This window comes from Pseudomonas sp. KD5 (genome assembly GCF_012932895.1).
Taxonomy (GTDB): Bacteria; Pseudomonadota; Gammaproteobacteria; order Pseudomonadales; family Pseudomonadaceae; genus Aquipseudomonas.
Window position 1 is genome coordinate 62768 of the sequence record NZ_JDWJ01000002.1, and the last position, 13224, is coordinate 75991.

Here is a 13224-nt window from a genome sequence, read left to right on the forward strand (position 1 = left end):
AACACCCAATGAACACTACCCCTGCACGCCCATTGCTGGGCTGCATCGCCGACGATTTCACCGGTGCCACGGACCTGGCCAACATGCTGGTGCGCGGCGGTATGCGCACCGTTCAAAGCATTGGCATTCCGAGCAGCGAAGTGGCGGCCGGGCTCGATGCCGATGCGATCGTCATCGCCCTCAAGTCACGCACCATTCCAGTCGCCGAAGCGGTCGAGCAATCCCTTGCCGCGCTGGCCTGGTTGCGTGAGCAAGGCTGCGAGCAGATTTTCTTCAAGTACTGCTCGACGTTCGATTCCACCGGGGCCGGCAATATCGGCCAGGTCAGCGAAGCGCTGCTCGCGGCGCTGGGCGGCGACTTCACTCTGGCGTGCCCGGCGTTCCCGGAAAATGGCCGGACGATCTTTCGCGGCCACTTGTTCGTGCAGGATCAACTGCTCAGCGAGTCGGGCATGCAGCATCACCCGCTGACGCCGATGACCGATGCCAACCTGGTGCGGGTACTGCAGTCGCAGACCCATCTGAACGTCGGCTTGTTGCGCTACGACACCATTGCCCAAGGGGCCGAAAAGGTGCGCGGGCGCATCGCCGAACTGCGGGCTCAAGGTATCGGCATGGCGATTGCCGATGCCTTGTCTGACCAGGATCTGTACACCCTCGGCACCGCCTGTGCCGACTTGCCGTTGTTGACTGGCGGCTCGGGGCTGGCCCTGGGCTTGCCGGAAAACTTCCGTCGCGCCGGTAAATTGCGCGACCTCGATGCCTCGAAACTCCCGGCGGTGGCCGGTGGTGAAGTGGTGTTGGCCGGTAGCGCTTCTATCGCCACCAATGGCCAAGTCGCAGCCTGGCTCGAAGCTGGTCGACCCGCGCTGCGGATCGATCCGTTGGCCCTGGCGGCTGGCGAACCAGTAGTCGCCCAGGCTCTAGCCTTCGCCAAGGGCAATGAACAAACCGTATTGATCTACGCCACCAGCGCACCGGACGAGGTCAAGGCAGTGCAACAGCAGCTCGGCGTCGAACAGGCCGGCAGTCTGGTGGAAAACGCCTTTGGCGAAATTGCCCAAGGCTTGCGTCAGAGCGGCGTACGGCGCTTCGTGATCGCCGGCGGTGAAACCTCGGGCGCGGTGGTTCAGGCGCTGGGAGTGCAACTGCTGCAGATCGGCGCGCAAATCGATCCGGGTGTGCCGGCAACGGTCAGCAGCACCGATGAGCCTCTGGCTCTGGCGCTCAAATCGGGTAACTTCGGTGGTCGGGATTTCTTCAGCAAAGCGCTGAAGCAACTGGCCCAGACCGGAGGTGCGCAATGAGTAATGAAAACGCTTTGCGCGAAGAAATCTGCGACGTTGGCCGCAGCCTTTACGAGCGCGGTTACACCGTCGGCAGCGCCGGCAATATCAGCGCGCGGCTGGACGACGGTTGGTTGATCACGCCGACTGACGTGTGCCTCGGCCGCCTCGACCCGGCGACCATCGCCAAGGTCAATCTGTCTGGCGAATGGGTCTCCGGTGACAAGCCGTCGAAGACATTGGCGCTGCATCGCCAGGTCTACGACCGCAACCCGAGTGTCGGTGGCGTGGTGCATACCCATTCCACTCATCTGGTGGCGTTGACCCTGGCGGGTGTCTGGCAGCCGAACGACATCTTGCCGCCACTGACGCCGTATCAGGTGATGAAAGTCGGGCATATCCCGTTGATCGGCTACCAGCGTCCTGGCTCGCCAAAGGTTGCCGAACAGGTCGCACAACTGGCCAATAGCGTTCGTGGCGTGATGCTCGAACGGCTGGGGCCGGTGGTCTGGGAGAGTTCGGTGTCCAGGGCCAGTTACGCCCTGGAAGAACTCGAGGAAACCGCGCGGCTGTGGCTGATGAGCAATCCCAAGCCCGAACCGCTCGATCAGGCAGCACTGGACGAGCTGCGAGCGGCCTTCGGTGTGCACTGGTAGTGCGCTGAAGTTTTTTAACACGATAGACCGATAAAGCAGGCCCTGTTCGGGAGACGTGCAGCGACTCCCACGACCCCGGCTTGCCTGAAAAATACAATAACAAGAGGACATCCAGGCATGACTCATCTTCACTGCGGCATTTTCAGACCCGGTTGCAGCACCCTTGTGTTCACCCGGCGCGGAGGGCTTGTGAAATGAGCCCGTTAATCCTGATGGTTACCGCGGGGCTAGGGATCGCTCTGTTGTTGTTTTTGGTGCTCAAGTACAAGTTCCAGCCGTTCGTGGCGTTGATGCTGGTGAGCATTCTGGTGGCGCTGGTGGCCGGGGTGAAACCGGCCGACCTGGTCGCCACCATCGAAGGCGGCATGGGCAAGACCCTGGGCCACATCGCGATCATCATTGCCCTGGGCGCGATGATCGGGCGGATCATCGAGCTCTCCGGCGGTGCCGAGGCGCTGGCCAAGACGCTGATCAGCCGTTTCGGCAATCGACGCACGCCGCTGGCGCTGACGATTGCCGGGTTCATGGTCGGGGTGCCGGTGTTCTTCGAGGTCGGCGTGATCATCCTGATGCCGCTGGCCTATGGCGTTGCTCGCAGTGCACGCAAGCCGCTGTTGGTGTTTGCGCTGCCGATGTGTGCGGCGTTGCTGACCGTACACGCCTTCCTGCCGCCACACCCCGGCGCGGTGGCCGCTGCCAGTCAGTTGGGTGCCGACCTCGGTCGCGTGCTGATGTTCGGTCTGCCGATCACCGCGTTCCTCTGCTATGTCGGTTACCGCGTGGCCGGGCGCATGACCCGTCGGGTGTACCCGATGACCGACGATATCCGCGCCGAAGTCTATGGCCCGCATGTCACCAACGAAGACTTGGTCGCCTGGGCCAATGGCAACGGCAAGAGCGCTGAACGAGCAGCCGTGGCCGCGTCGCACATGGGCCTGGAGGAGGCCACCAGCGCTATCGTTTCCAAGTTGCCGCCAGCACCCGCGCCGGGTTTTGGCATGATCGTCAGCCTAATCGCACTGCCGATCATTCTGATTCTGCTGGGAACGCTGTCCAACTCGTTGCTGCCTGCCGACTCGGTCCTGCGCGGCATCATGACTGTGCTCGGTGCGCCATTGGTGGCGCTGCTGATCGACACCTTGCTGTGTGCCTGGTTGCTGGGTTCGCGTCGGGGCTGGAGCCGTACCCAGGTGTCTGACGTGATCGGTTCGGCCTTGCCAGGTGTGGCCATGGTGATTCTGATTGCCGGTGCCGGCGGTGTGTTCGGCAAGGTGCTGGTGGATACCGGCATCGGCGCGGTGGTCTCCGATTTGTTGCGCACCACCGGTCTGCCGGTGCTCGCGCTGGGCTTTCTGCTGACCATGCTGCTGCGTGCGGTTCAGGGTTCGACCACGGTGGCGCTGGTGACCACTGCCGGCATCATCAGCCCGCTGATCGCGACCCTCAACCTCACGGCGAATCACATGGCGCTGCTGTGCCTGGCCATGGGCGGTGGCGGGTTGGCCATGTCCCATATCAACGACGCCGGTTACTGGATCTTCACCAAGCTGTCCGGGTTGAACGTGGCCGACGGCCTGCGTACCTGGACCGTGCTGACCACCTTGCTCGGCACGCTGGGTTTCGGTATTACCTTGCTGATCTGGCCGTTTGTCTAACCTTCTGTCCAAGGAGCTACCATGCCTCGTTTTGCTGCCAACCTCAGCATGCTCTACCCGGAACATGAGTTTCTGGATCGTTTCGCCGCCGCGGCCGCCGATGGTTTTGAAGCGGTGGAATACCTGTTCCCCTACGACTACAGCGCCCAGGAACTCAAACAGCGCTTGAGCGATAACGGCCTGGTGCAGGCGCTGTTCAACGCACCGCCCGGCGATTGGGCGGCAGGCGAGCGGGGCACGGTATCGTTGCCGGGCCGGGAGAGTGAATTTCGCAGCGGTTTCGATCGCGCACTGGAATACGCCGCCGTCCTGGGCAACTCACGCATCCATGTGATGGCCGGGTTGTTGCCGTCGGAAAGTGATCGACCACGGCATCACGGCGTGTACCTGGAGAACCTGGCCTATGCCACCGCGCAGGCCGCCAAGGTCGGTGTCACCGTGCTGCTGGAACCGATCAACACGCGCGACATGCCGGGCTTTTTCCTCAACCGCCAGGATCAGGCCCAGGCCATCTGCAAGGAAGTGGGCGCCGGTAACCTGAAGGTTCAGTTCGACTGCTACCACTGCCAGATCGTCGAAGGTGACCTGGCCACTAAACTGCGTCGGGATTTCGCCGGCATCGGTCATATCCAGATCGCCGGCGTACCGGATCGACACGAGCCAGACTTGGGCGAAGTCAACTATCCCTATCTGTTCGAGTTGATCGACCAGTTGGGTTATGACGGCTGGGTAGGGTGCGAATACCGGCCCCGTGGCAACACGTCGGCCGGCTTGCAGTGGCTGCGGGACTGGAAGGCGCGCTAACGCCTTACAGGTTGTTATCGGAAGGCAACAGCAGCTCGACACCCTGCTTGCGGATGCTATCGGCCGCGGCAGGGGTCAGTGCGTCGTCGCTGAGGATGATGTCGAACTGCTCGAGCCCGGCGATCCGGTACATGCTGAACGTGCCGTACTTCGAACTGCTGGCCACCAGCACCACTTGCGAGGCCGATTGCATCGCGACTTGCTTGACCTCCACCTTCAGCGCCGACGGCGTGGTGAGGCCGCGACGCAAATCCCAGGAACTGGTGGAAATGAAAGCGATATCGGTGACGATCTGACGCAAGGTGGCCACCGCCAGACCGCCCACGCACGATTGATTCGAATGATCCAGTTGCCCGCCGGTGTGAATCACCGTGACATGGGGCGCATCGATCAGCGCCTGGACAATCCCGAAATCGTTGGTCACCACGGTCATTCCCGACAGCGCCTTGATGTACGGAACGATTTCCAGCGTGCTGGTCCCCGCATCCAGATAAACCGTCATATCAGCATGCAGCAGCCGCGCGGCCAGCTTGGCCATCGCCTGCTTTTGCGGCAACTCGACCACCGCCTTGAACTGATGACTGGGCTCGCTGTGGAGCTGGCTGGCGATTCGCACGCCGCCAGTGACCGAGTAAGCACGGCCTTCCTGTTCAAGCAGCGCGATATCGCGGCGGATGGTCATGTGCGAGCAGTCGAACATTTCCATCAACTGATGAACGCTCAGCACCTGATGCTTGCGCAATTGGCGCAGCATCAATTCACGGCGCTGTTCAGGAATCATCGGTGCGCCGCTTTCGGCGGCGATGTCCTTTTGACTAGGCATTCGGGCTCCAGAGTGAAGAAATCCGCCGACAAGGAAAGCGGTGCAAACATAGTAGCGAATCTACGTTAAAGGAACGAGCTGTTGCGGATCTCTGTTCTGGTGGCGGCAGCCTCAATCCAGATCCCGGCGAATGGCGTCCAGGCGTTCGTCGAGCAATGGGGTGAGGAGGGCGTAGCACTGCGCCGGAGTGATCGACACGGTGGTTGTACCTATCAGGCAGCGTTGCAGTTGTTCGAGCGCAGTGTGCAACGAATGGGGAGCGTGCTTGAGCAAGCGTTCGTGCAGGTACTGCAATTGAATCAGCATTTCCAATGGGCAACTTCGATGGGCGGCGGCGCGTACCGACAGCCCGCGCAGTCGTCCCAGCTCTTCAAGTTCCCAGCAGCGCGCGGCGATGCTCGGGCGCGCCAGACTGAGCGCACAGCGTTGCAGTTCGAGGTGCTGGATGGCGCCGAGCAGGTCCTGCAGCAATCGGCAATGGCCATCGAAATCCGCCGGGTCGCGGCGTAACGCACTCCAGGCCTGGCACTGTGCGGGATACGGCCACTCCCTCCAGCGTTGGCCGAGCGCGTGCCCCAATGCCTGGCAACGTTGTTGCGCCTCGCGGGTGACTTGTCCGCCGAGACCGCGATGCTGCTGTAGTCCTTGCAGCAGGTCGAGACCGAGCAACAGCGCCTGCCTTAGTCCCGTATCACCCTGTGGCAGACGGACTTGGCGGGATGGCCCATCGTCGAATGCTGGATTCATGGGCGGCTTCCGACGGTGAGCTGGTTGAGATAACGGGTCAGGTCGTGCAGCGCATTAGTTTGCGTGCTCTGTTCCTGCACCGCGCCATTGACCTGTTGCAGTTGCTCGCTGAGGTCATGATTGGCCTGTTGATGCTCGCTGAGCGCCTGTTGCATGGCGCCGAGTTGTTGCAGATTGCTCTGGCTATGTTGCGCCAGGTCGTCGAGGTTGGCGGCGAGCTGCTCGCTCTGTTCACTTCCGGCTGCCAGCAGATCGCGGTGTTCCTTGACCTCGCCATCCACCTGGCGCACGGCCATGGCGATCGCTGTCGCGGCGGTAGTGATTTCATGGGTCGCCCGGTCGGTGGCCTGGGCCAGGCTGCGGACCTCATCGGCGACCACGGCGAAACCGCGCCCGTGCTCGCCGGCACGGGCCGCCTCGATGGAGGCATTGAGCGCCAGCAACTGGGTCTGTTTGGCCAATGCCTGAATGCTGTTGACCGTGCTTTCCACGGCGGTCGTACGTTGCAGCAACGCGTCCACGGCATGTGCGGTGTTGCCCAAGCGGTGCTGAATGGCGCGCATGCTGTCACCCACTGAGCGCGCTTCCAGGCACCCGGTTTCGCTCTGGGCATGGGCGTTGGCAAAGGCTGCCAGCGCGCCTTGGGCCAGGGCATCGATGCTGTGCAGGGTCTGATCGATCTGTTCGCTGGCGGCGGCGATCATCGCGATACGTTGGCTCTGTTCCGCTCCTTGGTCGCGGGCCTGTTGGGCCATCTGCTCCAGGGCACGGCTGGCGAACTGCACTTCGCTGCGCAAGCGTTCGTTGTTGCGCAGTTGCAAGCTGGCGGTCACCAGCAGCGTCGCGGGGTCGGCATCCCGGGAACTGCGCAGCAGTTGTGCGAGTTCCGTGTCCCAGAATATCTGTAGCTGGCGTTGATGACGCTCGCGCAGCTGCCAGGCGCATCCCAGGTACAGCACGCCAGGTATCAGGGCCAATGCGCTTGCGGCCTGTTCGGCCAGTGCGAGACCGCAGGCGCCGAGGGCCAAACCGAGCGGTAACCAGAAACCGAACCTGCTGCGTTCGAGCAGGGCCCTGCCAGGTTCGAACAAGGCTTTGGCGAATGATGTGCCGGCCGGGTGCGACTTGCCGCCATCGCTGCGCAGATGAACGATGGCATGACCCGGTGGGTGCATTCCTTGAGCGGACATGAGGATTTCCTTCTGATGCCGGGATGAAAGCAAAAACGGCGCACGCTCTCCTGCCGCAATGTGCAGGGAAGCGGACGCCGTTGTCCGAGATATTTGCCAAACCATCGGTGTTGATGGCTCAAGCTTGAGCAGAGCCTAAGCAAGTTGTTTGCCAGCCTTTGTGCTCGACAACGGATCAGCCTGTCACCCCGCGGTGGAAGGAGAATTGCATCTGATGGCTACAGGGCTGTGAAGGCCGCACAGGCGAGCAACGCACCAGTCGCGGGAATGGCAGAGCCGCCGTGCTCTGTTCTGGTTCGTGCCCATCCGCACCGGGCGCGCGCTTGGTAGCAGCTGTCGAGCCTGCGAGGCTGCGTTCGGCTGCGAAGCAGTCGTGAATCCGGCTGATGCGGTCTACCTGACACACCGCGAGTTCTGGTTTTACGACTGCTGCGCAGCCGAACGCAGCCTCGCGAGCTCGACAGCTGCTACAGCGAACGCAAGCTCGACAGCTGCTACGGATCGCATTGCGGCTTACACAACGCGAGAAAATCCGGCATCGTTAGTTCATGAATTTCTGAACTAACTATTTGCTGCAGCCTATTCAATCGCTTGTCGCCGTAGCCTTAGGATTCGTCACACGGGACCGCAGCCATCAGAGCAGCGGCCTGCAGCAACTTCTTTCGACTGCCCAGTAACGCCAGCCCAGACAGCGGGTGGCCTGACGCAGCCGAGAGGAATGCATGAAGCTAGAAATTTTCCGCACGTTATGGGGCTATACCGCCAGCAAGGCACAGGCCCTGGATGAACTGCTCGCCGCCGGCTTCGATGGCCTCGAAGCGCGCCTGCCACTGCAGGCTGATGAGCGTGGCGAGTTCGGCGCTTTCCTGCGCAGTAATCAAGTTCCCTACATCTGCACACTGTTCAGTGCCTACGATGTATTGCCCGACCAGAACGCCACGCCCACTCAACACTTGGCCGACATAGATCGCAAACTGGGCTGGGCTTCGGAGCTGACCCCACGTTTCGTCAATCTGCTGGCCGGCAACGACCGCTGGCCGCAGGCATTGCAGGTCGAGTTTTTCGGCCAGGCCATGGAACTGGCCGCCAGGCATGGCGTGTTCTGCAGTTTCGAGACCCATCGCGCCCGTTCCCTTTACAGCCCTTGGGTGACCCTGGAGCTGATCCGCCAACTGCCGGACCTGCGTTTCACCAGTGACATCAGCCACTGGGTGGTGTGCTGTGAGCGACTGCTGGACGATCCGGCCGACGATCTTTCGGCCTTCGTCGAGCGCGTGCATCACATCCAGGCTCGGGTCGGCTACGACCAAGGCCCGCAAGTCCCCCATCCCGCCGCCCCGGAATATGCCCGTGAACTGGCGTTCCACCAGCGCCACTGGGAGGCCGTCTGGACCGCTCAGCGCGAACGTGGCTACCCGGTCAGCACCTTGACCCCGGAGTTCGGTGCCGACGGTTATCTGCATCACTTGCCCTTCACCAACATGCCGGTGGCCGACCTCTGGACCTTGAACCAGTGGATGGCCCGCACCGAGCGCGAACACTTCGACCGTTTCACCCGTGAAGGAGCCCGCCATGCGTAACACCTCGCCAACCCAAGCCAACTTCAGCAGCATTCCGGTGGTGAACATCGCCGGACTCTTCAGCATCGAGCTGGAGCATCGCCTGGCCGTGGCCGAGCAATTGGGCCGCGCCGCCAGTGATGTAGGCTTTCTGTACATCACCGGGCACGGCATCGATCCGGCGCTGATCGAGGGTTTACGTCAGGCGGCCAAGGATTATTTTGCGCAACCGCTGGAAGCCAAGATGCGCCACTACATCGGCGCCTCGGAAAGCCACAAGGGCTTCGTGCCCGAAGGCGAGGAGGTGTATTCCAAGGGCAAGCCGGATCACAAAGAAGCGTTCGATATCGGCTTCGAAGTGCCAGCGGATGACCCGCTGTTCCTCAACCGTACACCGCTGCTGGGGCCGAACCACTGGCCCGACGTGCCGGGCTTCCAGAGCGCGGTCCAAAACTACTATCAGGCGGTGTTCGCGCTAGGCCGCCGGCTGTTCGATGGCTTTGCCTTGGCCCTGGGGCTGGAGGAGGGCTACTTCGATGCGCTGGTGACTCGTCCGCCCTCCAAGTTGCGGCTGATCCATTACCCCTTCGACGCCGATGTCGTCGACGCTCCGGGCATCGGCGCGCATACCGACTACGAGTGCTTCACCATCCTGCACGCCGATCAACCGGGGCTGGAGGTGCTCAATGATCAGGGGCAGTGGATCGACGCGCCGCCACTACCCGACGCGTTCGTGGTGAACATCGGCGACATGCTGGAAGTCATGACCGCAGGTGCCTTTGTCGCCACTGCCCACCGGGTGCGCAAGGTTGCTCAGGAGCGCTACAGCTTCCCGCTGTTCTACGCCTGCGACTATCACACGCTGATCAAGCCGCTGCCGGCCTTCGCCAGGGATGACCGGGAGTACGAGGCGCTGGCGATTGGCGAGCACATGTGGAGCCAGGCCTTGCAGACCTACCAGTACCTGCGCAAACGCGTGGAGAGCGGCGAGCTTGAGTTGCCGTCCCGGGCCCGAAAACCATCGAGTTTCGGCCATCTGAAGAACACCACCTCTCATTCCTAAAAAAACAACCCACGGAGCTTCCCACCATGAAAAGCCACAACGCCCTGACCAAACTGAGCCTGCTCGCCGCCGGCCTGTTCTGCGCCAGCACCGGCTTCGCCAGCACCGCGACCCCCGGTGTGTTGAAGGTCGGTATGGAAATCACCTACCCACCGTTCGAGTCCTACGACGCTGACAAGAATGTGGTCGGTTCCGATCCTGAGTTGGCCCACTCCCTGGCCAAGGCGATGAGCGTCAAGGCCAACTTCGTCGACACCAAGTTCCCCAATCTGATCAACGGCCTCAACGCCGGGCATTACGACGCGATCATTTCCGGCATGTACATCACCCCCGAGCGCCAGCTCCAGGCCCGCACCATCGCCTACGCCAATACCGGCGCGGCGATCATGGTGCCCAAGGGCAGCGAGTTGAGCCCGCAGGTTCCCGAGGACTTGTGCGGCCTGAAGATCGGCCTGGAGCAGGGCACTACCTGGGTCGCCAAGTTCAACCAGTTGTCCAGCGACTACTGCGTTCCCAACAACAAAGGTGCGATCACCGTCAACGAATACCCTTCGGCCCCCGAAGTGACGCAGGCACTGCTGTCGAAAAACATCCAGGCCCAGGTGGAAATCGCCGGTGCCGCACACATGATCGCCCAACGCACCAACGGACGGGTCGTGGTCAGTTCGCAGAAGCTGGTTTACCCACAGACCTTGGGCATCTACGTGAAAAAAGATGCCGAGGCGACTTATCAGGCGCTGGTCAAGGCCCTGGCCGACAGCAAAGCCAACGGTGAATACGCCGCCATTCTCAAAAAGTACGACCTGGAACCGGTCTCCGAGTAATGGCTGAAGCCGCGCCCTCGGTCGAGGGCGCGGCGAGCACGAGGTGTCTATGCAATTCGACTGGTCTTACTTTATTTCGCTGTTCTCCAAGACTGACTTCTGGGCGGCGAGCCTGACCGTCATCGAACTGAGCGCCCTGGCCTGGTTCCTGGGGATGTTGCTGGGCTTCATCCTGGCGTCAGCCAAGCTGTCCGGCTCGCCCTGGCTGCGCCTGCCGGCGTCACTCTACATCTGGTTCTTTCGCAGCATTCCGCTGCTGGTGTTGGTGGTCTTCATCTACAACCTGCCGCAGCTGCTGCCCGGTGCCGGGCCGGTGCTGTCGGTACCGTTCTATTCCGGCCTGTTGGCGCTGGTGGTCACCGAGGCCGCCTACATGGCTGAAATTCATCGTGGCGGGCTGATCTCGGTCGCCAAGGGTCAGAAGGAAGCCGGTCGCGCCCTGGGTATCGGCCTGCTCGGCCTGCAACGGCTGATTGTGATTCCCCAGGCCTTTCGTATCTCACTGCCGACCTTGATCAACGAATACATCACGGTGGTCAAACTGACCTCGTTGATCTCGGTGATTTCATTGACCGAACTGTTGACCGTCGGCCAGCGCCTGTATGCGCAGAACTTCCTGGTGATGGAAACCCTGGCGGCGGTGGGTGTGTACTACGTGCTGATCGTCACGCTGTTCGGCTTTGCCCTGCAGCGTCTGGAACGCTACCTGGACCTCAACCTGCGGACACCGCAAACCCTCGACAGCGCCTCGACACAAGTGCTGCGTGACAGTCTGGCGCCTGTTCTATCGAGCAAGCTCAAGCCGCCATCCAAAGGCGCCGCCCCGGCCCTGCAACTGCAGGGTGTGCACAAACGCTACGGCGATCATCATGTGCTCAAGGGCATCGACCTGAAGGTACAAAGTGGCCAGGTGATTTCGATCATCGGCCCGTCCGGCTCCGGCAAGACTTCGCTGATTCGCACGGTCAATGGCCTGGAGCGCATCGATCAGGGCGAAATCCTGCTGTTCGGGGAGGGCTTCATCAATGCCGAGGACAAACCGGATGGCCGTCGGCTTCGTCAGGGTGTACGGCGCATCGGCATGGTGTTCCAGAGCTTCAACCTGTTCCCGCACCGCACACTGCTGGACAACATCAGCCTCGCTCCCCGTTATCACGGTGTCGGTCGTGTGTTGAGCGAACAACGCGCCTGCCAGTTACTCGACAAGGTCGGCCTGTTGGCACACGTCCACAAATATCCGCATCAACTGTCCGGCGGCCAGCAACAACGCGTGGCGATTGCCCGGGCCATGGCCATGGACCCGGATATCCTGCTGTTCGACGAACCGACCTCGGCGCTGGATCCGGAGCTGGTCGGCGAAGTACTCACGGTCATCAGCCACCTGGCCCGCGAAGGCATGACCCTGCTGATCGTCACCCACGAGATGGACTTTGCCCTGTCGATTTCCGATCGGGTGATCTTCATGGAAAACGGCCACATTCAGCTGGATGCCTCGCCACAGGCGATCCGCGAGCAGCCCGAGGCTCATCGAGTGCGGCGGTTCATGGGGTTGCAGGTGCCAGAGGAGGAGGGATGCCTGCCTTGAATGGGTTTAGCCGCGTGCCCTCAGAACTCCTATGGCGACAAATAGCGCTTTTGTATGCGCGCCAGGGTGCCGTCATCGCGAAGCGTTTCAACTGCCGCGCGCAAGTCTTGCACCAGTTGAGCGGAGCACTGCTTTGAGCAAGCGAGATAGAGCTGCACACTGCTCATGACGGGGCTCATGTGCAGTGTACGCTCAGACACTTTCGGCCAGATGTATCGACTCTCCGGGACACCGTTGAACCAGGCATCGATGCGACCTTTCAAGAGCATCTGCGCGGGGTTGTCGCCAATGGTCAGGGGGTGGATCTGTTCGTCGCTGAAGCCTTGTTCACGGAGGATTTCCTCCTGCGCACTGCCCAGGCCGACGCCGATCCCCCGGTAGGTTTGCTTCGCCTGCTCGAAGCTGCTCACCGGCCGGTCAAGGCTGAAAAAAGCACGCTCCATGGGCATGATCGGCGCGATCCAGGTGAAGCGATCTTCACGTTCCTGCGTGCGTGACAAAGGGGCGATCAGGATGTCCTGAGTCTCGCTGACATGTTTCTGCGATCTGGCCCAGGGAAGCACATGGACATGCGCGACATAGCCGGCGTTGGCAATGGCGGTCATCACGGCCTCGCCGACCATGCCGTGGCCTTTGGAGCCATCGACGAACGTCAGGGGTGGAGCGTCCGGGATATACAGTTCGAGCGGCAAGGGCGCGCCACTCGCGTGACAGGCAATCAGCAGCGAGATCGACAGGCACAACCTGCAAAGCGTCTTTGTACGGGCAGTTGAGATCCGTGAACTCCCGCTCATGGTTGATCATTCAGGCATTGAAAGTAGGAGGGAGCCACAATTCACCGGTGGTATTGATCACAGGGAGGATGAGTCTGTTTTTGTATTGGATTCGGTATCGACACCGTATTTTACGCAGACTTTGTGGCGGGACACATCTACCTCCCAAGTGAATGTGTTTTGCGGGGCCAGTACCTGTTGTGCACCCGCATCACAATGGGCGAGCAGCAGGTGGCACAAGGTCAAGGGCCGGATGGCT

Annotated in this window: 12 protein-coding genes; 8 read left to right on the forward strand and 4 right to left on the reverse strand. The window is 61.6% G+C overall.

Translation table 11 applies throughout. From position 1 onward, the window contains the following. Positions 1 to 8: 8 nt before the first annotated feature. From otnK to otnI, 4 genes are all read left to right on the forward strand, one after another. Positions 9 to 1307 (forward strand): 3-oxo-tetronate kinase, encoded by a 1299-nt coding sequence (otnK, locus tag AF70_RS04000; RefSeq protein WP_028940742.1) that lies wholly within the window; start codon positions 9 to 11, stop codon positions 1305 to 1307. Next, positions 1304 to 1942 carry an aldolase gene (locus AF70_RS04005; protein ID WP_028940741.1) on the forward strand — a complete coding sequence of 213 codons (639 nt, stop codon included), beginning with the start codon at positions 1304 to 1306 and terminating at the stop codon, positions 1940 to 1942. The genes otnK and AF70_RS04005 overlap by 4 nt, the downstream gene beginning before the upstream one ends. Before the next feature lie 194 nt (positions 1943 to 2136). Continuing rightward, entirely contained in the window at positions 2137 to 3597 is a 1461-nt protein-coding gene (locus AF70_RS04010) for an SLC13 family permease (protein ID WP_028940740.1), read from the forward strand. Positions 3598 to 3618: 21 nt separating this feature from the next. Further along, positions 3619 to 4401, forward strand: a complete 783-nt coding sequence (otnI, locus tag AF70_RS04015) for a 2-oxo-tetronate isomerase (RefSeq protein WP_018928935.1) — start codon at positions 3619 to 3621, stop codon at positions 4399 to 4401. A gap of 4 nt (positions 4402 to 4405) precedes the next feature. Here the strand turns inward: otnI and AF70_RS04020 are convergent, their stop codons facing one another. The 3 genes from AF70_RS04020 to AF70_RS04030 form a co-directional block, all read right to left on the reverse strand. Further along, positions 4406 to 5224: a DeoR/GlpR family DNA-binding transcription regulator gene (locus AF70_RS04020; protein ID WP_018928936.1), complete on the reverse strand. Its 819-nt coding sequence runs from the start codon at positions 5222 to 5224 to the stop codon at positions 4406 to 4408. A gap of 111 nt (positions 5225 to 5335) precedes the next feature. Continuing rightward, a complete protein-coding gene (locus tag AF70_RS04025; protein WP_028940739.1) occupies positions 5336 to 5893 on the reverse strand; it encodes a hypothetical protein in 558 nt (185 codons plus the stop codon). A gap of 74 nt (positions 5894 to 5967) precedes the next feature. Continuing rightward, a complete protein-coding gene (locus AF70_RS04030; RefSeq protein WP_371929185.1) occupies positions 5968 to 7266 on the reverse strand; it encodes a methyl-accepting chemotaxis protein in 1299 nt (432 codons plus the stop codon). Between the two features lie 617 nt (positions 7267 to 7883). On the opposite strand from AF70_RS04030, the gene AF70_RS04035 reads away from it, so the two are divergent. Genes AF70_RS04035 through AF70_RS04050 form a run of 4 tightly spaced genes read left to right on the forward strand, consistent with a single transcriptional unit; the run spans position 7884 to position 12192 of the window. Next, the gene (locus tag AF70_RS04035; protein ID WP_028940737.1) at positions 7884 to 8741 is read left to right on the forward strand and encodes a sugar phosphate isomerase/epimerase; all 858 of its coding nucleotides are present in this window, start codon (positions 7884 to 7886) and stop codon (positions 8739 to 8741) included. Next, positions 8734 to 9783 (forward strand): isopenicillin N synthase family oxygenase, encoded by a 1050-nt coding sequence (locus AF70_RS04040; protein WP_028940736.1) that lies wholly within the window; start codon positions 8734 to 8736, stop codon positions 9781 to 9783. Before AF70_RS04035 ends, AF70_RS04040 begins: the two co-directional genes overlap by 8 nt. Before the next feature lie 26 nt (positions 9784 to 9809). Beyond that, entirely contained in the window at positions 9810 to 10607 is a 798-nt protein-coding gene (locus AF70_RS04045; protein WP_028940735.1) for a transporter substrate-binding domain-containing protein, read from the forward strand. Between the two features lie 49 nt (positions 10608 to 10656). Then, the gene (locus AF70_RS04050; RefSeq protein ID WP_028940734.1) at positions 10657 to 12192 is read left to right on the forward strand and encodes an amino acid ABC transporter permease/ATP-binding protein; all 1536 of its coding nucleotides are present in this window, start codon (positions 10657 to 10659) and stop codon (positions 12190 to 12192) included. A 29-nt stretch (positions 12193 to 12221) separates the two neighbouring features. On the opposite strand, the gene AF70_RS04055 is transcribed toward AF70_RS04050, so the two are convergent. Beyond that, positions 12222 to 12986: an ABC transporter substrate-binding protein gene (locus AF70_RS04055; RefSeq protein WP_028940733.1), complete on the reverse strand. Its 765-nt coding sequence runs from the start codon at positions 12984 to 12986 to the stop codon at positions 12222 to 12224. Positions 12987 to 13224 lie beyond the last annotated feature (238 nt).